The sequence below is a fragment of the Cupriavidus sp. YR651 genome (assembly GCF_900101625.1).
GTDB lineage: Bacteria > Pseudomonadota > Gammaproteobacteria > Burkholderiales > Burkholderiaceae > Cupriavidus.
The window spans coordinates 732925-754330 of record NZ_FMYZ01000001.1; the positions used below are offsets into that span (position 1 = coordinate 732925).

The 21406-nt window shown below is 65.6% G+C and carries 20 protein-coding genes; all 20 read right to left on the bottom strand.

The genetic code is table 11. The features are described from left to right. Positions 1-40 precede the first annotated feature (40 nt). Complete coding sequence (locus tag BLR29_RS03285; protein WP_092134568.1) at positions 41-796, bottom strand: SPOR domain-containing protein; 756 nt, start codon at positions 794-796, stop codon at positions 41-43. Positions 797-832: 36 nt separating this feature from the next. Then, the gene (gene folC, locus BLR29_RS03290) at positions 833-2143 is read right to left on the bottom strand and encodes a bifunctional tetrahydrofolate synthase/dihydrofolate synthase (protein ID WP_092135409.1); all 1311 of its coding nucleotides are present in this window, start codon (positions 2141-2143) and stop codon (positions 833-835) included. A 124-nt stretch (positions 2144-2267) separates the two neighbouring features. Further along, positions 2268-3140: an acetyl-CoA carboxylase, carboxyltransferase subunit beta gene (gene accD / locus BLR29_RS03295; RefSeq protein ID WP_092134570.1), complete on the bottom strand. Its 873-nt coding sequence runs from the start codon at positions 3138-3140 to the stop codon at positions 2268-2270. A 182-nt stretch (positions 3141-3322) separates the two neighbouring features. Next, a complete protein-coding gene (gene trpA / locus BLR29_RS03300) occupies positions 3323-4120 on the bottom strand; it encodes a tryptophan synthase subunit alpha (protein ID WP_092134571.1) in 798 nt (265 codons plus the stop codon). 9 nt (positions 4121-4129) lie between these two features. Then, a complete protein-coding gene (locus BLR29_RS03305; protein WP_092134572.1) occupies positions 4130-5062 on the bottom strand; it encodes a DNA-methyltransferase in 933 nt (310 codons plus the stop codon). Beyond that, the gene (gene trpB, locus BLR29_RS03310) at positions 5062-6255 is read right to left on the bottom strand and encodes a tryptophan synthase subunit beta (RefSeq protein WP_092134574.1); all 1194 of its coding nucleotides are present in this window, start codon (positions 6253-6255) and stop codon (positions 5062-5064) included. Before trpB ends, BLR29_RS03305 begins: the two co-directional genes overlap by 1 nt. A gap of 120 nt (positions 6256-6375) precedes the next feature. Beyond that, positions 6376-7086 carry a phosphoribosylanthranilate isomerase gene (locus tag BLR29_RS03315; RefSeq protein ID WP_092134576.1) on the bottom strand — a complete coding sequence of 237 codons (711 nt, stop codon included), beginning with the start codon at positions 7084-7086 and terminating at the stop codon, positions 6376-6378. After that, entirely contained in the window at positions 7073-7894 is an 822-nt protein-coding gene (truA, locus tag BLR29_RS03320; protein ID WP_092134577.1) for a tRNA pseudouridine(38-40) synthase TruA, read from the bottom strand. The genes BLR29_RS03315 and truA overlap by 14 nt, the downstream gene beginning before the upstream one ends. Before the next feature lie 145 nt (positions 7895-8039). Continuing rightward, positions 8040-10859 carry a motility hub landmark protein FimV gene (locus BLR29_RS03325; protein WP_092135410.1) on the bottom strand — a complete coding sequence of 940 codons (2820 nt, stop codon included), beginning with the start codon at positions 10857-10859 and terminating at the stop codon, positions 8040-8042. 292 nt (positions 10860-11151) lie between these two features. Then, on the bottom strand, positions 11152-12288 hold the full coding sequence (gene asd, locus BLR29_RS03330; RefSeq protein WP_092134579.1) for an aspartate-semialdehyde dehydrogenase: 1137 nt from the start codon (positions 12286-12288) through the stop codon (positions 11152-11154). 89 nt (positions 12289-12377) lie between these two features. Then, positions 12378-12515 (bottom strand): hypothetical protein, encoded by a 138-nt coding sequence (locus BLR29_RS32370; protein WP_176860863.1) that lies wholly within the window; start codon positions 12513-12515, stop codon positions 12378-12380. Positions 12516-12652: 137 nt separating this feature from the next. Continuing rightward, on the bottom strand, positions 12653-13720 hold the full coding sequence (gene leuB / locus BLR29_RS03335) for a 3-isopropylmalate dehydrogenase (RefSeq protein ID WP_092134580.1): 1068 nt from the start codon (positions 13718-13720) through the stop codon (positions 12653-12655). Positions 13721-13747: 27 nt separating this feature from the next. Next, positions 13748-14398 carry a 3-isopropylmalate dehydratase small subunit gene (leuD, locus tag BLR29_RS03340; RefSeq protein WP_092134582.1) on the bottom strand — a complete coding sequence of 217 codons (651 nt, stop codon included), beginning with the start codon at positions 14396-14398 and terminating at the stop codon, positions 13748-13750. A gap of 10 nt (positions 14399-14408) precedes the next feature. Continuing rightward, positions 14409-14540: an entericidin A/B family lipoprotein gene (locus BLR29_RS03345; protein WP_092134583.1), complete on the bottom strand. Its 132-nt coding sequence runs from the start codon at positions 14538-14540 to the stop codon at positions 14409-14411. A gap of 37 nt (positions 14541-14577) precedes the next feature. After that, positions 14578-15987, bottom strand: a complete 1410-nt coding sequence (gene leuC, locus BLR29_RS03350; protein ID WP_092134585.1) for a 3-isopropylmalate dehydratase large subunit — start codon at positions 15985-15987, stop codon at positions 14578-14580. A 374-nt stretch (positions 15988-16361) separates the two neighbouring features. Next, positions 16362-17063, bottom strand: coding sequence for an ABC transporter ATP-binding protein (locus BLR29_RS03355; RefSeq protein WP_092134586.1), 702 nt, complete (start codon positions 17061-17063; stop codon positions 16362-16364). Further along, the gene (gene livG, locus BLR29_RS03360) at positions 17063-17830 is read right to left on the bottom strand and encodes a high-affinity branched-chain amino acid ABC transporter ATP-binding protein LivG (RefSeq protein ID WP_092134588.1); all 768 of its coding nucleotides are present in this window, start codon (positions 17828-17830) and stop codon (positions 17063-17065) included. The genes BLR29_RS03355 and livG overlap by 1 nt, the downstream gene beginning before the upstream one ends. Then, positions 17827-19113, bottom strand: coding sequence for a high-affinity branched-chain amino acid ABC transporter permease LivM (locus tag BLR29_RS03365; RefSeq protein ID WP_369804550.1), 1287 nt, complete (start codon positions 19111-19113; stop codon positions 17827-17829). Before BLR29_RS03365 ends, livG begins: the two co-directional genes overlap by 4 nt. A 12-nt stretch (positions 19114-19125) precedes the next feature. Beyond that, positions 19126-20052: a high-affinity branched-chain amino acid ABC transporter permease LivH gene (gene livH, locus BLR29_RS03370; RefSeq protein WP_092134590.1), complete on the bottom strand. Its 927-nt coding sequence runs from the start codon at positions 20050-20052 to the stop codon at positions 19126-19128. 138 nt (positions 20053-20190) lie between these two features. After that, positions 20191-21318, bottom strand: coding sequence for a branched-chain amino acid ABC transporter substrate-binding protein (locus tag BLR29_RS03375; protein ID WP_092134591.1), 1128 nt, complete (start codon positions 21316-21318; stop codon positions 20191-20193). Positions 21319-21406: the final 88 nt, after the last annotated feature.

The following is a 21406-nucleotide window of genomic DNA, read 5'->3' on the forward strand; positions in this document are numbered from 1 at the left end:
TGACAAATGGGGGCGATGTGGCGCCCGGCAATAGTGGGCGTTACTGCTCGACCACCTTGGAGGTCAGGCCCACGGCCTTGACCCGCTTGTCGGCCGCATCGGCGGCATCGCGATCGGCAAACGGGCCGGCACGCAACAGGATGCGCTCGCCATCGGCCAGCACTTTCTTTTCCACGTAGGCCGGCACCTTGCTCGCCTTGAGCTTCGCCAGCCAGTTCTTTGCGCGTTCCTCCGACGAGAACGCGCCAATCAGAATCAGGTACTTGCCACTGCCAGTGGCCTTGTCCGCCTTGTCCTGCTTCGCGTCGGCGATCTTCGCATCGGCCTTGGCGTCCGGCTTCGCATCAGCCTTTGCATCGGCCCGCGGCTTGTCCGACGTGGCGGCCGCGGGGGTGCTGACCAGTTCCTCGCCGGCATCGAGCGCGGCGTCATTGCGGGACGGGTTCTGCGCAGGTGGCAGCGGATCGGCCTTGCGGGCCTCGACCTTGGGTTTCTGGGAGACGCCCTGCCCGTTCGCGACCTTGACGGCCACGTCTTCCGATACCGGGCGTGGCTTGTGTTCGAACACGATGGGCAGGACGATGACCGCCGCCACCAGCAGTACCACCGCGCCGATCAGGCGGCGCCGTGCACGTTGCTTCTGGGGAAAGTCGGGGTCGAGGGTGTCGTCGGCGTATTCCTCCGCCAGCCGGCGCGACGAAGCGATGCCGGCGCCTGCGTCTGAGCGCGTGCGGCGACCGCGTCCGGGTGCCGGGTCAGTGCCCTTGCGGGACGAGAACAGCGAAAGCAGGCCCATAAATGCCCAAAGAGTGGTTCGGTGCGATGTCGTCGACTAGTTCGCCTGGGTGGCGCGATATGCCATCACGCCGGCAACCGTATAGAACGACCCGAAGACTAGGATTCTATCATTCTCGGTCGCTCTCTCGATGGCATCTCGATATGCCATTTCCGGGCTCGAGAAGCACGCGGCCGTATTGTCCGGGCCTTCCCGGAAGCCGCCCGCCTCAAGCTTTTCCAGCACCTCGGCGGCGCTGGCGGCGCGGTCCGTAGGCAGGTCGCACAGGCACCAGTGGTCAACCTTGTCCGCCACGTGGTGCAGCACCCCGGCGATGTCCTTGTCCGCCATGGCGCCAAACACCGCGTAGGTGTAGCGGAAGAACCCCATGTTTTCGAGGTTCTGGCCCAGCGTGGCGGCCGCATGGGGATTGTGCGCGACATCGAGGATCACCGCGGGACGGCCCGGCATGACCTGGAAGCGCCCTGGCAACTCCACGAAAGCCAGCCCGTTGCGGACTTCCTGCGCGCTGACGGGCAACTGCGGGCGCATGGCCTGAAGTGCCGCCAGCGCGGCGGACGCGTTCAGGAGCTGGTTGGCTCCGCGCAGCGCCGGGTAGCCAAGGCCATTGAGCTTGCGGTCACGTCCCGCCCAGTCCCATTGCTGACGCTCCTGGCCCTGGGCCGCCTGATGGCGAAAATCGCGGCCCACGAGCCACAGGTCGGCGCCGATGGCCTCGGCGTGGTCGATCAGCGATTGCGGGGGCATCGGGTCGCCGCAGATGGCGGGCACATTCGGGCGGAAGATGCCGGCCTTCTCGTAGCCGATCTTCTCGCGCGTATCACCGAGGTACTGGGTGTGGTCAATGTCAACGCTGGTGATGACGGCGCAGTCCGTATCGATCACATTGACGGCGTCCAGCCGGCCGCCCAGCCCCACTTCCAGGATGATCGCGTCGAGCCCCGCAGCGGCGAAGGCGTGAATAATCGCCAGCGTGGTGAATTCGAAGTACGTCAGGCTGACCGGGTCGGCAAAGCTCGTCCGCGCACGTTCCACCGCCTCGAAGTGCGGCAGCAACTGGGCATCGGTGGCCTGCTCGCCATTGATGCGCGCGCGCTCGTTGAAGGTGATCAGGTGCGGCGACGTATGCAGGCCAACCTTGTAGCCCGCCTCCAGCAGGATGCGCTCCAGTATCGCGCAGGTGGAGCCCTTGCCATTGGTCCCGCCGACGGTGAAGACCACGGCGTCGATCCGCAGGCCCATTGCTTCCTTGACGCGCGTGATGCGGGTCAGGCCCATGTCGATGCCCACGGGGTGAGCGGTTTCCAGGTGGGTCAGCCAGTCGGGGAGATGATGGAAAATGGGCATGCTTGTGGATTCGAACTTCAGGTTGCTTCTGCTTCGACGTCGCAGGCGTGGTGGCGGTTCGCCCCAGAAAACAAAATGGCGCGGGTCAGCACCCGCGCCATTGTCCTGCATTCACGCCAATCTTTCAGGCCACCGCGTCCGCTGGTTGCTTTTGCAGCAGCGCCAGCAGTTGCGCCAGTTCCGCGCGCAGCTTGCGGCGATCGACGATCATGTCGATCGCGCCCTTCTGCATCAGGAATTCGGCACGCTGGAAGCCTTCCGGCAGCTTCTCGCGCACGGTCTGCTCGATCACGCGCGGTCCGGCAAAGCCAATCAGCGCCTTCGGCTCGGCGATGACTACATCGCCCAGGAACGCAAAACTGGCCGATACGCCACCCATGGTCGGATCGGTCAGCACGCTGATGAACGGCAGCTTGGCGTTCGACAGCTGGTTCAGCATGGCCGTGGTCTTGGCCATCTGCATCAGCGACAGCAGGCTTTCCTGCATGCGCGCGCCACCCGTGGCGGTAATGCAGATGAACGGCACCTTCTGCTCCAGCGCCGCCTGGGCGCCGCGGGCAAAGCGCTCGCCCACCACCGAACCCATGGAACCGCCCATGAACTCGAATTCGAAGCAGCTCACCACCACCGGGATGGTGTGGATTGCGCCACCCAGGACCACCATCGCGTCAGTCTCGCCGGTGTCCTCCATGGCGGCCTTGATGCGGTCCGGGTACTTCTTCGTGTCCTTGAACTTCAGCGCGTCCACCGGCACGATTTCCTGGCCGATTTCATAGCGGCCCTCGGCGTCCAGCAGCGCGTCCAGGCGCTCGCGGGAGCGGATGCGCATGTGGTGATCGCACTTCGGGCAGACGTGCAGATTGGCCTCGACGTCGGTCCGGTACAGCGTGGCCTCGCACGACGGGCACTTGACCCACAGCCCTTCCGGAATGCCCTTGCGGGTGGAGGGGTCGGTCTGTTGAATCTTGGGAGGCAGGAGTTTATCCAACCAGCTCATGAAAGCTCCTTTCGGATAGCTGCCGCCCGCGCGCCAGCCCCCTTCGGCAGGGTCTGGTACAGGGACGGCAGGGAATCAGGCCGCGAATTTACCACGCCGGGGCCGTCTGGCCGAAGCAAAACCCGATCGTTGTTATCAATACATCACAATATTGGGCGAGCCGTGTCTGCGCGGCATCACGTTCAGGCATCCAGTGCCTGACGAATTTCAGCGATAAACCCGCGCAGCGATTCTACCGCCTGGCCGCGCGGCGCATCTTCCAGCAGTTGCACCAGGCGGCTGCCGATCACCACGGCGTCCGCCACGCTGCCGATCGCCCGGGCGGTCTGGGCGTCGCGAATGCCAAACCCCACACCCACCGGCAGGTTGGCATGGCGCTTGATCAGCGGCAGGCGCGCCGCCACGCTGCCCAGGTCCAGCGTCGCCGACCCGGTCACCCCCGTCAGCGACACGTAATACAGGTAGCCGCTGGCCACCTTGGCCACGGCCTCGATGCGGGCGTCGGTGGACGTCGGCGCCAGCAGGAAGATCGGATCCATCTGGTTGGCGCGCATCAGCGCGGCAAAGGATTCGCTCTCCTCGGGCGGATAGTCCACCACCAGCACGCCGTCCACGCCGGCAGCCTGGGCCGCCTTCGCGAACACTTCCTCGCCCATGCGCTCGATCGGGTTGGCGTAGCCCATCAGCACCACCGGCGTGGCGGCATTCGTCTTGCGGAACTCGGCCACCCACGCCAGCACTTGTTTCAGCGACACGCCATGCGCCAGCGCGCGCTCGGAGGCGCGCTGGATCACCGGGCCGTCGGCCATCGGGTCGGAAAACGGTACGCCGAGTTCGATCACGTCGGCGCCACCGGCCACCAGCGCGTGCATCAGGTCCACGGTCAGGCCGGGCTCCGGGTCGCCTGCGGTGATAAACGGGATCAGGCCCTTCTTCTGCTGCGCGGCCAGCGCCGCGAAAGTCTTCTGGATGCGGGACATGTCAGGGAATCAGATAAGGTGTTGAGCCGCCGACGCTTCCTCATTGGCGTCGTCGTTGGCCGCGGCCGGGGTTGGCGCGGGCGCCGCTTCGGGGGTGGTGGACGCGATCAGCGGCCTGGCCGCCGATACGCGCTGGCGTACCAGCTCCGCGTACTCCGGATTCATCTCGAAGCCGACAAACCGCCGGCCGTGCCGCACGCAAGCCACCGCCGTGGTACCGCTGCCAGTGAACGGGTCCAGCACCAGCCCGCCCGGCGGGCAGCTGGAGAGCACCATGCGCTCGACAATCTCCAGCGGCTTCTGGGTCGGATGATCGGCCCGCTCCGGGTCCTGCCGGTGAATGCGCGACACGCTCCAGAGGTCCTTCGGGTTGTATCCCACCTCCAGCCACTTCTTGCCTTCGAAGCGGGGCCGACTGCGCGCCTTCTTGGTCTCGGCGTCATACGGGATGCGCACCGGGTCCAGGTCGAAGTAATAGTCGCGCTGGCGGGCAAAGAAGCCGATGTTGTCGTGCACCGACGAGAACTTGCGCGTCGTGCCGCCCATGCTCGGCACCCGGCGGTCCCAGATGATCTCGTTGATCATGGTCAGGCGTTGCTTGAGCATGACGAACAGTTCGGGCGAGTATTGCCAGGTGCAGAACAGGTAAAGCGAGCCGCGCGGGGCGATCTTGGGCACGATGGCATTCATCCAGCGCTCCGACCATTCCAGGTAGGCCTGCCCGGAGAGGCGGTCTGAATCGTTGCCGTAGTCCTTGCCCAGTCCGTAAGGCGGATCGGCCACGACCAGGTCGATCGAGCCGTCGGGGATCTTCGCGATCCCTTCGAGCACATCTTCCTGGTACAGGCGCAGCGTCGACGTGTCGAGGATATCGATCGCGTCGGCGCCTGCGCCGCCCTCTTCGCCTGCGGACAGCGGTGTGTTGGGTGGCAGCGCGCGCATCAGAGCTTCAGCCCCGAACGCTCGGCCACGGTGTGCATGTCCTTGTCGCCGCGGCCGGACAGGTTCACCAGCAGCAGCTTGTCGGCAGGCAGTGTTGGTGCCAGCTTGCATGCGTAGGCGATGGCATGGCTCGATTCCAGCGCCGGGATGATGCCCTCGATGCGGCAGCAGTCGTGGAAGGCCTTGAGCGCTTCCTCGTCGGTGATCGGCACGTACTGTGCGCGGCCACTGTCCTTGAGCCATGCATGCTCGGGGCCCACGCCCGGGTAGTCCAGCCCGGCGGACACCGAGTGGGTCTCGATGATCTGGCCGTTCTCGTCCTGCAGCAGGTAGGTACGGTTGCCGTGCAGCACGCCCGGCGTGCCGCCGGTCAGCGATGCCGCGTGGCGGCCCGTGTCCAGGCCGTCGCCGGCCGCTTCGACGCCGATCAGCTGCACGTCCTTGTGCTCGATATACGGGTAGAAGATGCCCATCGCATTGGAGCCGCCGCCCACGCAGGCGATGACCGCATCCGGCTGGCGGCCGGTCATCTCGGGCATCTGCACCTTGGCTTCCTCGCCAATCACGCACTGGAAATCGCGGACCATCATCGGATACGGGTGCGGGCCCGCCACGGTACCGATGATGTAGAAAGTGGATTCCACGTTGGTCACCCAGTCGCGCATTGCTTCGTTCAGCGCGTCCTTGAGCGTGCGCGAGCCGCTCTCCACGGGCACCACCGTCGCGCCCAGCAGCTTCATGCGATAGACGTTGGCTGCCTGGCGGCGCACGTCCTCGGAACCCATGTAGACCACGCACTCCATGCCGAAGCGAGCAGCGATCGTCGCCGTGGCCACGCCGTGCTGGCCGGCACCGGTTTCGGCGATCACACGCTTCTTGCCCATGCGTTTGGCGAGCAGCGCCTGGCCGATGACGTTGTTGATCTTGTGGGCGCCGGTGTGATTCAGGTCCTCGCGCTTGAGGTAGATCTGCGCGCCGCCGAGCAGCTCGCTCCAGCGCTGCGCGTGGTAGATCGGCGACGGGCGGCCGACGAAGTGCTTCAGTTCGCGCCGGAATTCGGCATCGAACTCCGGGTCCTGCTGGTAGCGCGCATAGGCATCACGCAGTTCGTCCAGCGCGTGGACCAGGGTCTCGGAAACAAAAGTGCCGCCATAGGGGCCGAAGTGGCCGCGGGAATCGGGCAAGTCGTACATATCCAGGCTCTCAGGATAACGTGCCTGCGCCAATCGGGCAGACACGCGAGGATTCGATGTGGGATGCGGCCGTCGGGCCAAGGCAGGCGATGCCGGGAATATCGGGAAATTCCGGCTGACTCACCCTGCCTCCGCCATGCGTACAGCACGCACGAACGCTGCAATGCGGGCGTGGTCTTTCACGCCCTTGGCGGCCTCCACGCCACTGCTCACATCCACAGCGTAGGGCCGCACGCGTTCAATCGCGCCAGCGACGTTTTGCGCGTTCAACCCACCACTCAAAACGATGCGAGGAGCGCCGTTTGCGGTCGGGGTGCCCGTGCGGGGCGGATTGGACGGAAGCCATTGGGCGGGAATCAGGGTCCAGTCGAAGACGTGGCCACCGCCGCCGTAGCCTTCCACGAAGGCATCGAGCAACAGGCCGGCGGCGTCACGATATTGATCGGCGAATTCTACCAAATCGAGGCCCGGTCGGACACGGGCAGCGCGCATGAATGGCAGCCGGCAGCGCCGGGCGATGTCGGAACACTGCTGGGGCGTCTCGTCGCCGTGGAACTGAAGCAACGTCAACGGCACTCGCTCGGCCACATGCGCCACTTCCTCGGCATCGGCATTGACGAACAGGCCGACCACCGAGACGAATGGCGGCACGCGCTCGGCCAGTTCGGCGGCACGAGCCACATCGACGTGACGCGGGCTGCCGGCATAGAACACCAGGCCGATGGCGTCGGCGCCGGCATCGACAGCCGCGCGCACATCGTCCTCGCGCGTGAGGCCGCAGATCTTGATACGGGTACGGGCGGGCACGCCGCCCGCTTCAGGCGCCGTCATCGGCAAATACTCCGTGGAAAACGCTGGCGGACGGGTCCGCCCTGGGAAGGTCGTAGGGCTCAGGATACTTTACGTCAGCGAGGTAGAGGCCGTCAGGCATGAAGGTCGGCGCGGCCTTGCTGCGGTCGCGGCCCGCCAGCACGCCGGCCATCCAGTCGGCCGGATAGCGCCCGCGCCCTACCGCCACCAGGCAGCCCATCAGGTTGCGCACCATGTGATGGAGAAACGCGCTGGCGCGAAAGCGCAGAAAAACCCAGTTGCCGTCCGCCTTGATCGTCACGTCGTACATCGTCTTGACCGGCGACTTGGCCTGGCATTCGGCGGCGCGGAAGGCGGAAAAATCGTGCTCGCCCAGCAGATGGCTGGCGGCGGCGCGCATCGCCTCCACATCCAGCCGCTGGCCGGGAGGCAGCATCTGATAGCCCGCGCGGCCGTGGATCATCGGCACGCGATGCGGGCCGGTATAGAGCGCGTAGTAATACTTGCGCTCGAACGCCAGGAAGCGCGCGTGGAAATTCTCGTCCACAGGCTCGGCCCACTGTACGGCAATGGACGGCGGCAGGAAGGCATTGACGCCGCGCACCCACGAGAATTTCTCGCGCGACAGCTCGGTGTCAAGATGGATCACCTGCCCGAGCGCATGCACGCCGGCATCGGTCCGACCCGCCACCGTGGTCAGCAGCCGCACGCCGGCAAAACGCTCGATCGCGTCTTCCAGGTGGTCCTGCACGGTATTGCGGTGGGGCTGCGACTGCCAGCCGGAAAAGGCTGACCCGTCGTAGTGGAGGCCGATGGCGATGCGGTTCATGGATGCGTGAAGTGGCCGACCAAATTGGCCGAACCCAAAAAGAAAATGCGCCGGAAGGGACGCTTCCGGCGCATCGCTTCGGGCTACGGCGTCGAGACGCCGCGCAAGCCCTCAATCATACCGGCCTTTGCAGGCCGTCACGGCGTCAGACCACTTCGCGGAGCAGCGTGCGGGCCTCAGCCTGCAGCGGATCTTGCGACTGGTCGACCACTTCCTGCAGCAGCTCGCGGGCCCCCTCCTTGTCACCGATCTCGATGTAGGCGCGGGCCAGATCGAGCTTGATCTGCATGTCACGGCCACCGTCCATGCCCGTGGCGGACAGGGTACTGGCGGACACGCCATGCGTCGTATCGGCACCGCCCTCGGACGTCACACGCGTCAGGTCGATCGGCTCGACCAGCCGGCCGTTCTGCAGCATCGTCGGCGCCGGCAGCGGCACTGTGGACTCCGCCAGCGAGCGGCCTTCCGTCTGCTGGTCCGCGTTCAGGTCGAGCGAGATGCCCGACATGTCGAAATCCAGCGGGCGCGAACGCGTCGGGGTGTCGAGTGCCGGTACCTCGGCCAGATGCCGGCTTGCCTCGTTCACCGGCATATCAAGGCCGGCGTCGTGGCTTTCGTCGAGTACGTCATCCAGTCGTGCCACCGGTTCCGCTTGGAGTTCGTCACCGAACACCAGCGAGGCCGACTCCGGCGCCACGATGGGCTCCCCCGGCGCAGGCGCCGGGAAGGCGTCCAGCGGCAGTGCCAGGTCCGCCATGGCGGGTTCCTTCGGCGGCTGCTGCGGGTTCTGTGCAGGATCCTGCGTGCGCCACTGGTCCGCGACGGGCGTGGTGGTATCCACGCCTGCAGAGGTGTCCGGTGCGACCGACAGATACAACGCATTGCTCGGGTCCAGCTTGCGGCCCATTTCCGCGGCCTGCAACCAGTCCGCGCCTTGCCCGCCCGTCTGGGCGAACATTTCTTCTGCAATCACTCGGAAACCTTCCACATCCTGACGAGTGTTGTAAATCTCCATGAGCTTCAGGCGGATAGCCTGGCGCTCAGGGCTCTGTTGCAGCGCTTCGCGCAGGATTTCCTCGGCCTGCACGTCGCGCCCGTAGGCGATATACACCTCGGCTTCCGCGATCGGATCGACCTCGGTAGCCTCAGGCGAGTTGTTGCCAATCCGGAAATCCGCGCCGAACACGCTGTGCTGCGAGGTATCCACGCTCTGGCCGCCGGCGGTGCCGAACAGCGAGTGACCGCCCGCCATCACGGTGCTTTCCTGCGACAAGATGCTGTCGCCGAAGCCGGAGTTCTCGCTCGCCTTCTGCTTCTGGCGGCGACGGTAGAACGCGTAGCCGCCCAGCAGCACAGCCAGCAGGCCGGCACCCGGCAACAACATCGGGTTGTCCAGCAGTTCGTCGACAAAGGATCGTTGCGGCACCGGGGCCGGCGGCGACACCGGCTTCCTGGCCGCGGGGGCCGGGGCTGCAGCGGCCGGCGCCGATGCGGCGGCCTGGGCTTGCGGCGCCGAAGCCGAGGCTTCGGGTGCCGAGGCGGCAGCCGTCGCGGCCGGCGCAGGCACCGGCGTCGCCGTGCTCGGGGCGTCCGTCGGCTTGGCGGGTTCGGCCGGTACCACCGTCGGCTCGGTGCTTGCAGCCGGTGCCGGTGCGGCAGCAGTCGCGGCCGGCGCTGCGGCAGCTACTGTTGCCGCAGCCGGCGCGGCCGGAGCCGCCTTCGCCGCCTGGCTTGTCTGATTGAGCTTGGCGATCTCCGAATTCTTCAGCTCCATCAGGCGCTGCATATCGGTGACGTTCTTTTCCAGCTGGGCCAGCTTGGATTCCGCATCCTTGAGCTTGCGCTGGTTGGCGACGTCGGCTTCCGCCTGGGCTTGCGCCTTGGCTTGCGCGCCACGGTCGGCCTTGGAAAGCTTCAGCTCGTCACGCGGACCTGCCGCGGGCACCGTGGTGTCCTGCACGCGCGCGGTGATGTTGCCCGACTGCTCGCGGCCGGTGCCGGCTTCCACGGACTTGGCGGCAGCAGCGGCAGCCAGACGACTGCGGTAGCTGTCGAAGCCCTGCGTGCGGGCCACGACTTCGCGATGCGCCACACGCGGGCTCACGGACTGGGCCTGCTGGGCACTCGGCACCTTCAGCACGGCGCCGGATTTGATCCGGTTGATATTGCCGCCGATGAAGGCATTCGGATTGTTCCGATACAGCGCGAACAGCATCTGTTCGAGCGACACGCCGTCCTGGGCGGCCTCGCCGGCAATGCCGTACAGGGTGTCGCCACGCTGGATCGTGTAGTTGCCGTTGGCGGGGGCGCCATCCGTCGCGGTCGGGGACGGGGCGGCAGCGGCACGGCGCGGCTGGCGCACAGCGGGTGCGGGGCGCGCGGCCTCGGTCGCCGGTGCGGCGGATGTGGCGGCGGGTACCGACGCGGCAGCGGCGGGCGCCTGGGCCGGCGACGCGTCCGGCGACGCGTCCGGCGTGGCGGCCTGCACGACCGTGGTCGGCGAGAACGATTGGGAGGTCGACTTGACGCCGGCCGGATCGAGCAGGAACGTGTACGCGCGCGTCACCTTGCCGCTGGACCAGCTCATGTCGACAAGGATGTCGACAAACGGCTCGCTGATCGGCTGGTTGGATTTGACGCTGGCGACGTAACTGCCATTGGGGCGACGCTCCACCTGGAGCCGTACGCTGGAAACAGCGGGCAGGTACGTCAGCCCTGCCCTGGCATAGGCGGCGGGCGAGGCCAGCTTGACAGTCAGGCTGTCCGCTTCCTCGGCTGAGACGCCGCTGATATCGATTTCAGCCTGGAGCGGCTGCCCCAGGTTGGACTGTACCCGTAGTTGTCCGAACCCCGCGGCATACGCGGCCGGCTGCATCAGCAGCAAACCGAGTGCCGTGACGGCCAGCGTTGACCAGCGCTGACGGACAGTAGGCGCATCTTTCCGGCGATGTAGGCTCACACTCACCTCGTGCTCCATTTATGTTTCTAGTAGCGAAAAATAACCCGACCCCAAATGCCTGGCTGGCGGGCGGATGGCCGGTGCGGACGGAAACGTCTGCCCGGATACCTCGCCCTTTCGCCACCGCAGAACAGCGACGAAGACCCCGTAGCCAAGCGTATGCCGGCTGTATTGTGACGCAAGCCCGGGAAAAATAGGCACTCGGATGCAACAACGCCGCGCTGTGGCGCGGCGTTGCAGGGAAAGCAGAGAATTCTGTTGCCTCGCCGCAACGAAAGCGGCGGGGCTCACCGGAGGCTCAGCCCTCGATCAGAATGCGCAGCATACGCCGCAGGGGTTCGGCTGCCCCCCACAGCAACTGATCACCCACCGTGAAGGCCGACAGGTACTCGCCACCCATCTGCATCTTGCGCAGGCGGCCGACCGGGATGGTCAGCGTACCCGTCACGGCAGCCGGCGTGAGATCCGTCATGCTGGCTTCACGCGTGTTCGGCACCACCTTGGCCCACTGGTTGTTGGCCGCCAGCATGCCTTCGATCTCATCCAGCGGCACATCCTTGCGCAGCTTGATCGTCAGCGCCTGCGAATGGCAGCGCATGGCGCCAATCCGCACGCACAGGCCGTCGACGGCGATCGGGGCTGCGCCGGTGGCGCCCACGAAACCTTCGCCGCGACCCAGGATCTTGTTGGTCTCGGCGCCGCCCTTCCACTCTTCCTTGGAAACGCCGTTACCCAGGTCCTTGTCGATCCAGGGAATCAGGTTGCCGGCCAGCGGCACGCCGAATTGCTTCGTTTCGTCCGCCGACAGCCCGTGCTGGGTGGCCAGGATGGTGCGGTCGATTTCCAGGATGGCGGAAGCCGGGTTGTCCAGCAGCGGCTTGACCGCGGCGTTCAGCGTACCGAACTGCGTCAGCAGCTCGCGCATGTGCTGGGCGCCGCCGCCCGATGCGGCCTGGTACGTCATGGAGGTCATCCATTCCACCAGATCATGCTCGAACAGGCCGCCCAGGCCCATCATCATGCAGCTGACCGTGCAGTTGCCGCCGATGAAGTTCTTCACGCCCTTCGACAGCGCATCCTTGATCACGCCGAGGTTGACGGGATCCAGCACGATGATGGCATCGTCCTTCATCCGCAGCGAGGACGCCGCATCGATCCAGTAACCGTTCCAGCCGGCCGCACGCAGGCGCGGGAAGACATCGTTCGTGTAGTCGCCGCCCTGGGCGGTGAGCACCACGTCGCACTTCTTCAGTGCCTCGATGTCGTTGGCATCTTTCAGCGTGGTTTCGTTCTTTGCCATCGCCGGGGCCTTGCCGCCAGCGTTGGAAGTGCTGAAGAAAACGGGCTCGATATGGTCGAAATCGCCCTCTTCCTGCATGCGCTGCATCAGGACGCTGCCGACCATTCCTCGCCAACCGACGAGACCTACAATCATGACTTACCTCGGATGTGATGTGAACTTCCCCGCCATTTTCCTCGCCCGGCGTGGCTGCGCGGGGAAGACGGGCAGGCACGACGAACGATCTAGGCGATCGCTTTTTTGGTAATGGTTTTAATCGTCGTTGCGGTAACCGCCGGGCCGAGCGAATCCGCGCCGCCCGTGCCGCGGGTGGCGGCGGGAGCGACGGAGGCAGTCAGGATGGACTGGTTGATTCGGGCCATGCGGGGGAGTCTACACGATTTTGCCGCGCTGCCGCAGCAGACAAACCTGTGAAAAATGCGCTGCCAACCGGGGGAACCGGGGGGGCCGGCCGGCAGGACGCCTCGACACGAAGCCGCCCTGCCAAGCCGACGCCGCTTTACAGCGCGGCGAGCACCGCTTCGCCCATCTCGCGGGTGCCAACCTGCTTGCAGCCCGGCGTCAGGATGTCGCCCGTGCGATAGCCCTGCGACAGCACCTTCTTGACGGCATTCTCGATGCGATCCGCCTGCTCGGCGCGGTTCAGCGAGTAACGCAGCATCATCGCGGCGGAAAGGATCGTGGCCAGCGGATTGGCCACGCCCTTGCCGGCGATGTCCGGTGCCGAGCCGTGCGACGGCTCGTACAAACCCTTGTTGTTCGCGTCCAGCGATGCCGACGGCAGCATGCCGATCGAACCCGTCAGCATGGCGGCCTCGTCCGACAGGATGTCGCCGAACATGTTGCCGGTGACGATCACGTCAAAGCTCTTCGGCGCCTTGACCAGTTGCATCGCGGCGTTGTCCACGTACATGTGGGACAGCTCGACGTCCGGATACTCCTTGCTGACATCGATCACGATGTCCTTCCAGAACTGGAACGTCTCCAGCACATTGGCCTTGTCCACGCTGCACAGCTTCTTGCCGCGCTTGGCCGCCGCCTGGAACGCCACGTGCGCGATGCGGCGGATTTCCGGCTCGCTGTAGCGCATCGTGTCGAAGGCTTCGCGATGACCCTTGAACAGGCCGTCCGGGGCTTCGCGCAGGCCGCGCGGCTGGCCGAAGTAGATGTCGCCGTTCAGCTCGCGCACGATCAGGATGTCCAGGCCCGCCACCAGCTCGGGCTTCAGGCTCGAGGCGCCGGTCAGTTCCGGATAGCAGATCGCCGGGCGGAAGTTGGCGAACAGCTGCAGGTGCTTGCGCAAGCCCAGGATGGCCTGCTCCGGACGCAGCGGACGCTCCAGGCTGTCGTACTTCCAGTCGCCCACGGCGCCGAACAGGATCGCGTCGGCTTCCTTTGCCAGCTTCAGGGTGTTCTCCGGCAGCGGATGGCCTTCGGCCTCGTAGCCAGCGCCACCCACCGGCGCGGTTTCCATTTCGAATTTCTCGTCGAGCGCGTTGAGCACCTTGACGGCTTCGGCGACGATCTCGGGACCAATGCCGTCACCCGGCAGGACTGCAATCTTCATCTGTCTTCCTGTATTCGTAGTGTGTCTTCAACCAACCAGGCGATTGCCCAGCCACGGCATCTTCGTCAGGCGCTCGGCTTCGTACGCCTTGATCTTGTCCGACTGGCGCAGCGTCAGGCCGATGTCGTCAAATCCGTTGAGCATGCAGTACTTGCGGAACGGGGCGATATCGAAGGAATAGCTCTCGCCGCCCGGCGTCAGCACCACCTGCTTGTCGAGGTCGATGGTCAGCTTGTAGCCCGGGAACGCATTGGTCTCGTTGAACAGGTGATCGACCTGCAGGTCGGTCAGCACCACCGGCAACAGGCCGTTCTTGTAGCAGTTGTTGAAGAAGATGTCGGCGAAACTCGGCGCGATGACGGCGCGGAAGCCGTATTGCGAAAGCGCCCACGGCGCATGCTCGCGCGAGCTGCCGCAGCCGAAGTTGCTGCGTGCCAGCAGCACCGACGCGCCCTGGTAGCGCGGCTGGTTCAGCACGAAGTCCGGGTTCAGCGGACGCTTGCTGTTGTCCTGGCCGGGCTGGCCGACGTCCTTGTAGCGCCATTCGTCGAACAGGTTCGGACCAAAGCCCGTGCGCTTGATCGACTTCAGGAATTGCTTCGGGATGATCGCGTCGGTATCGACGTTCTCACGATCGAGCGGCGCCACGAGGCCGCTGTGTACGGTGAACTTTTCCATGGTGGTGTCCTTACTTCTTGGCAGCGTTCTCGAGCGAGCGGCCCGCCGCCTGCGTGTCCTTGCCCAGTCCGGCCATCGTGTTGCAGCCAGCCAATTGCAGCATGCCCAGGCATGCCAGCAGCGTGATCACGATCTTTTTCATGTTCTCTCTATTCGAAAGTCGTGGTTGACCCGCCCGATCAGCCGAGCTTGCGGATATCGACGAAATGACCCTCGATGGCGGCTGCGGCGGCCATCGCCGGGCTGACCAGATGGGTACGTCCGCCCGCACCCTGACGGCCTTCGAAGTTCCGGTTGGAGGTAGACGCGCAGCGCTCGCCCGCCTCCAGGCGGTCGGCGTTCATGGCCAGGCACATCGAGCAGCCCGGCTCGCGCCATTCAAAGCCGGCGGCCTTGAAGACCTTGTCCAGCCCTTCGCGTTCGGCTTGCGACTTCACCAGACCCGAGCCCGGCACGACCATCGCCAGCTTCACATTCGACGCCACCTTGCGGCCGAGTTTCTGCACCACCCATGCGGCGGCTCGCATGTCCTCGATACGGCTGTTGGTGCAGGAGCCGATGAACACCTTGTCGACGTTAATCGCTTCGATCGGCACATTCGGCTGCAGGCCCATGTATTCCAGCGCGCGCTCCATGGCGTTGCGCTTGTTCGGGTCCTTTTCCTTCTCGGGGTCCGGCACGCGGTCTTCGATGCTGACGACCATCTCCGGCGACGTGCCCCAGGTCACCTGCGGGCGGATATCCTCGGCGCGCAGCTCCACGACCTTGTCGAAGTGGGCGCCATCGTCGGAATGCAGCGTGCGCCAGTAGCCCACCGCCTGCTCCCATTCCACGCCCTGCGGCGCGTACGGACGGTTCTTCACGTATTCCAGCGTGGTGTCGTCCACGGCAACCAGCCCGGCGCGGGCGCCGGCTTCGATCGCCATGTTGCAGACCGTCATGCGGCCTTCCATGGTCAGGTCGCGAATGGCCGAGCCGGCGAACTCCATGGTGAAGCCCGTGCCGCCAGCCGTGCCGATCTTGCCGATGATGGCCAGCACGATGTCCTTGGCGGTGCAGCCGCGCGGCAGCTTGCCTTCCACCTTGATCAGCATGTTTTTGGCCTTCTTGCCCAGCAGCGTCTGCGTGGCCAGCACGTGCTCCACTTCCGAGGTGCCGATGCCGTGCGCCAGTGCGCCGAACGCGCCATGCGTGCTGGTGTGGGAATCGCCGCAGACCACGGTCATGCCCGGCAGCGTGGCGCCCTGCTCCGGCCCGATCACGTGGACGATGCCCTGGCGGTGATCGTTCATCTTGAACTGGGTGATGCCGAAGCTGTCGCAGTTGGCGTCCAGGGTATCGACCTGGAGCTTCGACACCGGGTCCGCGATGCCTTGCGAGCGGTCCGTGGTCGGCACGTTATGGTCGGACACGGCCAGGTTCGCGCTGATGCGCCAGACCGGACGCGACGCCAGTTTCAGCCCCTCGAACGCCTGCGGGCTGGTGACTTCGTGCAGCAGGTGGCGATCGATGTAGAGCAGCGTGGTGCCGTCTTCCTCGACGTGGACGGTGTGGTCATCCCAGAGTTTGTCGTAGAGCGTCTTGGCCATGATGCGAGGGGGCAGACCGACCGTCCGGACAGGAACGGCGCAGATCCGCGCGTTGGTTTGCAGGGGATTTGTTTTTTCCGGATGCCATCGCGGGCAAGCAGACTATTGTGCTGCTTTTCCCGCGTCGCCGGTGATTGCTTGACATCGCAATCGATTATGCCATGTGCGCCGGCCCGGAACGGGTGCGCCGGACGCGACCTGCGGCGGTCATTGGCGAAAGGGGGATTTCGCAGATGGCGAAAAGGTGGCAACGCGCACGGCCCAGGCGGGCGGCCCGGAACGCGGAGGAAGCGGAGGAAGCGGACGAGCTGAGGAAGCGCCGCCGTGCCCACAAACGGGGCACGACGGCGGTACGGCGGGATCGGGGGCCGGAATCAGCCGCCGAGGTAGGCGCTGCGAATGCGGTCGTTCGCCAGCAGGTTTGCGCCGGTATCGGCCAGCACCACGCGGCCGGTTTCCAGCACATAGCCGCGATCCGCCACTTGCAGGGCCTTGTTGGCGTTCTGCTCCACCAGGAAGACCGTGACGCCCTCGTCACGGATGGTGCGGATGATGTCGAAGATCTGCGCGATGATCAGCGGTGCCAGGCCGAGCGTGGGCTCGTCCAGCAACAGCAGGCGCGGACGGCTCATCAGCGCGCGGCCGATCGCCAGCATCTGCTGCTCGCCCCCGGACATCGTGCCGGCACGCTGGCCCGAGCGCTGGTTCAGGCGCGGAAACAGCTTGAACACGTGCTCGATGCCGGCCTCGATCTCATGGCGGCTGCCGAAGAATGCGCCCATCTTGAGGTTTTCCAGCACGGTCAGGCTCGGGAACACCCGGCGCCCTTCCGGCGAGATCGCCATGCCCATGCGCATGATCTCGTGCGTGTCGCGGCGCGTGATGTCCTGCCCCTCGAACAGCACGCGGCCGCCCGAGGCGCGCGGCGATCCGCACACGGTCATCATCAGCGTCGTCTTGCCGGCGCCGTTGCTGCCGATCAGGGTGACGATCTCCCCCTTGTTGACTTCGATCGATACGCCAGACAGCGCCTCGACGGCGCCGTAGTGGGTATGGACCTGTTCCAGCTTCAGCATCAGTCCTCTCCCAGGTAGGCCTTGATCACGCGCGGGTCGTTGCGCACCTCGTCCGGCGCGGCCGTCACGATCGGGCGGCCGTGCTCCATCACCATGATGCGGTCCGATACGCCCATCACCAGGCTCATGTCGTGCTCGATCAGCAGCACGGAGATGTTGAACTCGTGGCGCAGGCGGTCGATCAGCTGTTGCAGCTCGATCTTTTCCTGCGGGTTCAGGCCGGCGGCCGGTTCGTCCAGCATCAGCAGGCGCGGCCGGGTGATCATGCAGCGCGCGATCTCCAGCCGCCGCTGATGACCGTACGACAGCGTGCCCGCCTCGCGGTTGGCCACCGACGTCAGCCCCATGCGCTCCAGCCATTCGGCGGCGCGCTCCAGCGCTTCGCGCTCGGCGCGACGATAGGCCGGCGTGGCCAGCAGGCCGCGCAGCAAGCCCGACTTGACCTGCAGGTGCTGCGCGACCAGCAGGTTTTCCACCACGGTCAGCGACTTGAACAAGCGGATGTTCTGGAACGTACGCACCAGGCCGCGTCGTGCCACCAGGTGGCTCGGCAGGCCGGCGATCGCGTGGCCGTCGAGCGTTACCTCGCCCGCCGTGGGCTTGTAGAAGCCGCCCACGCAGTTGAATACCGTGGTCTTGCCCGCGCCGTTGGGGCCGATGATGGCAAAGACCTCGTCGCGACGCACATCGAAATCGACGCCGTCCACGGCCAGCAAACCGCCAAAGCGCATCTGCAGGCCGGATACTTTCAGCATTTCCGCGCTCATTGCGGCAACTCCACGTGGGGACGGCTCGCGGGCAGCAGGCCCTGCGGACGCCACATCATCATCAGCACCATCACCAGGCCGAAGATCAGCATGCGGTACTCGGCAAAATCGCGCGCCACCTCGGGCAGCGCGGTCAGCAGGATCGCCGCCAGGATCACGCCCAGCTGCGAACCCATGCCGCCCAGCACCACCACCGCCAGGATCAGCGCCGACTCGATGAACGTGAAGGACTCCGGATTGACCAGGCCCTGGCGCGCCGCGAAGAACGCACCGGCCAGACCCGCGAAGGAGGCGCCCAGCGTGAATGCGGAAAGCTTGATGCGCGTGGGATTCAGGCCCAGCGAGCGGCAGGCGATCTCGTCGTCGCGCAACGCTTCCCATGCACGGCCCATCGGCATGCGAATCAGGCGGCTGGTCACGAACAGGGTGAAGCCCACCAGCAGCAGCGCCAGCAGGTACAGGAAGATCACCATGTGCTGGCCGGCGTATGGAATGCCGATCAGGTCATGGAACGTCTTCGCGCCTTCCACGCTAGCGCTGCGCGCCATCTCGATGCCGAACACGCTCGGCTTCGGAATGCCCGACACGCCATCCGGGCCACCGGTCAGGCTGGTCAGGTTGTTGAGCAGCAGGCGGATGATCTCGCCGAAGCCCAGCGTCACGATGGCCAGGTAGTCGCCGCGCAGGCGCAGCACCGGGAAGCCAAGGATGAAGCCGAACGTCGCAGCGAGGCCGGCGGACAGTGGCAGACATTCCCAGAACGTCAGGCCGAAGTACTGGTTGAGCAGCGCGTAGGTGTAGCCACCCACCGCATAGAAGCCCACATAGCCCAGATCGAGCAGGCCGGCGTAGCCGACCACGATGTTCAGGCCCAGGCCCAGGATCACGTAGATCAGCGCCAGCGTGGCCACGTCGACAGCGCCGCGCGAGCCAAAGAACGGGAACACCAGCCCCACGGCCAGCAGCACCCAGACGGCGGTGCGCTGCTGCTGCGCACCCATCGCGGGCAGCGTCGGCAGCTTCACGGCGCTGCGTGCGCGCGTCAGCATCGGCTTGAACAGCTGGAACAGGAACACCGCGGCCACGGCAATCCAGACCGGACGCCAGTGCGACTCCAGCACGACCTTATATCCGTCGAGCTTCAACTGAAGGCCGAGGACGGGGATGGTGAGGATCGCCGTCATCACGGCTGCCGTCACGGCGTTCTTGAGCGTCTGCCCAGGCAAGGCCCCGTTGGCCGCCGGTGTGCGGCCGGCCGGCGTTGCCGAAATCTGATTAGTCATCTTGCGCTCCCCTCAGACTTTTTCCACATCCGGCTTGCCCAGCAGGCCGGTCGGACGGAACAGCAGCACCAGGACCAGCAGGCCGAAGGCGACTACATCCTTGTATTCGGCCGGCATGTAGCCGGAGGCGAAGGTCTCGGCCAGACCGAGCAGCACGCCGCCAAGCATGGCGCCCGGGATACTGCCGATGCCGCCCAGCACCGCGGCCGTGAAAGCCTTGATGCCGGCAATGAAGCCGATGAACGGATTGAGCTTGCCGATCGTCAGGCCGATCAGCACGCCACCGACGGCGGCCAGCATCGCGCCCAGCACGAACGTGAACGAGATCACCCGGTTCGTATCGATGCCCAGCAGATTGGCCATGCGCATGTCCTCGGCGCACGCGCGGCAGGCGCGGCCCATCCGGGAATGGCCAATGAACAGCGTCAGCGCCACCATCAGCACCAGCGTCACGCCTACGATCAGCAGGCGCGAATACGGCACGGTCACGGTGAAGTCGCCGCCCATCTGGAATTCGATGGCACCCGAGATCAGCAGCGGCACGGAAACGTCACGTGCGCCCTGCCCGATCTGGACATAGTTCTGGAGAAAGATCGACATGCCGATGGCGGAGATCAGCGGCACCAGCCGAGGCCCACCGCGCAAGGGGCGGTACGCCACGCGCTCGACGGCAAAGCCGTAGCAGCCCGTGACGGCAACGGAAACAAGCAGCGCCGCGCCCAATACCAGCGGCAGCGGATAGCCGGCCTGCGCGCCGATGGCGGTCAGGGTGACCAGGCCCACATACGCGCCGATCATGTAGATCTCGCCGTGGGCAAAGTTGATCATGCCGATGATGCCGTAGACCATCGTGTAGCCGATGGCGATCAGGGCATAGATCGCGCCCAGCGTCAGGCCATTGACCAGTTGCTGGGTGAACTGTGGAAGAAATTCGTTCATGCGAGGGACCTTTTGGATCGGAGAGCCCGATGCGGCGCGCTGGCCGCCGTCATGTGGCGGCAAGCCGACATCGAACCGATACCAAAACGCCCCGCTCGCCGGGTCGCGAGCGGGGCGTTTGCCAGGAGTGGCGCCGGATTAGTTGGCGGCGGTCTTCGTGGCGTCCTTGTGCCACGTGTAGACGACGAACTTGAACGACTTCAGGTCGCCACGATCGTCGTACTCGACCTTGCCGATCGGGGTCTGGAAGGCGTTCTTGTGCATATACGCCGCCACCTTGGCCGGGTCCGTGCTCTTGGCGCCGGCGATGGCGTCGCCAATGATCTTCACGGCGGCGTAGGCAGGCATCTGGAACGGACCGTTGGCGTCACGCTTCTTGTCGGCGAAGGCCTTCACCAGGCCGGCGTTGGCCGGGTCGGCGGAGAAGTCGGCCGGCAGCGTTACCAGCATGCCTTCCGACGACGGGCCGGCAATCGCGGTCACGTCCTTGTTGCCCACGCCCTCGGGACCCATGAAGGTCGCCTTCACGCCCTGCTCGCGCGCCTGGCGCAGCAGCAGGCCCATTTCCGGGTGGTAGCCGCCGAAGTAGACGAAGTCCACGCCTTGCGCCTTCAGCTTGGTGATGACGGCGGAGTAGTCGGAATCGCCGGCGTTAATGCCTTCGAATACCGCCACGGGGATCTTGGCCGCTTCCAGGTCCTTCTTCACCGAACTGGCGATGCCCTGGCCGTACGACTGCTTGTCGTGCAGCACGGCGACCTTCTTGGGCTTGACCTTGCCGATGATGTACTGGGCGGCTGCCGGACCCTGCTGGTCGTCGCGGCCGATCGTGCGGAAGACGAACTTGCGCTTCTTCGTCTCGGTCAGTTGCGGCGCGGTGGCCGACGGCGTGACCATCACGATGCCTTCGTTTTCGTAGATGTCCGATGCGGGAATGGTGGAACCCGAGCACACATGACCGATCACGTAGTGGATGCCCTGGCTGACGATCTTGTTGGCCACCGCCACGGCTTGCTTCGGCTCGCAGGCATCGTCCATCAGCACCACTTCCAGCTTGTTGCCGCCGGCGCCGCCCGCTGCATTGATCTGTTCGATGGCGGTCAGGGCGCCCGCCTTGACCATGTCGCCGTATTGGGCGACCGAGCCGCTCATGGGGCCGGCGATGGCGATCTTGACGGTTTCGGCGTTCGCCGAGGTGAAAGCAGTTGCGCCGGCAGTGGCGAGCACGGCGGCCATGGCAGTGGACGTGAGACGGGACAGCGTCATCAGGAGCTCCTCGATTATGTATGGGTCATTCCGGGCAGAGGCGGCATGACCAGCGCAATCGAACAACACCCGCGGGGAGCGTCCGCCG

Bases quoted from the DNA above. Each gene is read 5' to 3' on its own strand.
- leuC (WP_092134585.1), bottom strand. From the start codon at position 15,987: ATGGCCAAGACGCTCTACGACAAACTCTGGGATGACCACACCGTCCAC.
- BLR29_RS03365 (WP_369804550.1), bottom strand. From the start codon at position 19,113: ATGACTAATCAGATTTCGGCAACGCCGGCCGGCCGCACACCGGCGGCC.
- BLR29_RS03285 (WP_092134568.1), bottom strand. From the start codon at position 796: ATGGGCCTGCTTTCGCTGTTCTCGTCCCGCAAGGGCACTGACCCGGCA.
- trpB (WP_092134574.1), bottom strand. From the start codon at position 6,255: ATGTACGACTTGCCCGATTCCCGCGGCCACTTCGGCCCCTATGGCGGC.
- leuD (WP_092134582.1), bottom strand. From the start codon at position 14,398: ATGGAAAAGTTCACCGTACACAGCGGCCTCGTGGCGCCGCTCGATCGT.
- BLR29_RS03315 (WP_092134576.1), bottom strand. From the start codon at position 7,086: ATGACGGCGCCTGAAGCGGGCGGCGTGCCCGCCCGTACCCGTATCAAG.
- BLR29_RS03305 (WP_092134572.1), bottom strand. From the start codon at position 5,062: ATGCGCGCGCTGCCACCCAACACACCGCTGTCCGCAGGCGAAGAGGGC.
- livH (WP_092134590.1), bottom strand. From the start codon at position 20,052: ATGAACGAATTTCTTCCACAGTTCACCCAGCAACTGGTCAATGGCCTG.
- BLR29_RS03345 (WP_092134583.1), bottom strand. From the start codon at position 14,540: ATGAAAAAGATCGTGATCACGCTGCTGGCATGCCTGGGCATGCTGCAA.
- folC (WP_092135409.1), bottom strand. From the start codon at position 2,143: ATGCCCATTTTCCATCATCTCCCCGACTGGCTGACCCACCTGGAAACC.
- accD (WP_092134570.1), bottom strand. From the start codon at position 3,140: ATGAGCTGGTTGGATAAACTCCTGCCTCCCAAGATTCAACAGACCGAC.
- BLR29_RS32370 (WP_176860863.1), bottom strand. From the start codon at position 12,515: ATGGCCCGAATCAACCAGTCCATCCTGACTGCCTCCGTCGCTCCCGCC.
- BLR29_RS03375 (WP_092134591.1), bottom strand. From the start codon at position 21,318: ATGACGCTGTCCCGTCTCACGTCCACTGCCATGGCCGCCGTGCTCGCC.
- leuB (WP_092134580.1), bottom strand. From the start codon at position 13,720: ATGAAGATTGCAGTCCTGCCGGGTGACGGCATTGGTCCCGAGATCGTC.
- truA (WP_092134577.1), bottom strand. From the start codon at position 7,894: ATGAACCGCATCGCCATCGGCCTCCACTACGACGGGTCAGCCTTTTCC.
- BLR29_RS03355 (WP_092134586.1), bottom strand. From the start codon at position 17,063: ATGCTGAAGCTGGAACAGGTCCATACCCACTACGGCGCCGTCGAGGCG.
- livG (WP_092134588.1), bottom strand. From the start codon at position 17,830: ATGAGCGCGGAAATGCTGAAAGTATCCGGCCTGCAGATGCGCTTTGGC.
- asd (WP_092134579.1), bottom strand. From the start codon at position 12,288: ATGATTGTAGGTCTCGTCGGTTGGCGAGGAATGGTCGGCAGCGTCCTG.
- trpA (WP_092134571.1), bottom strand. From the start codon at position 4,120: ATGTCCCGCATCCAGAAGACTTTCGCGGCGCTGGCCGCGCAGCAGAAG.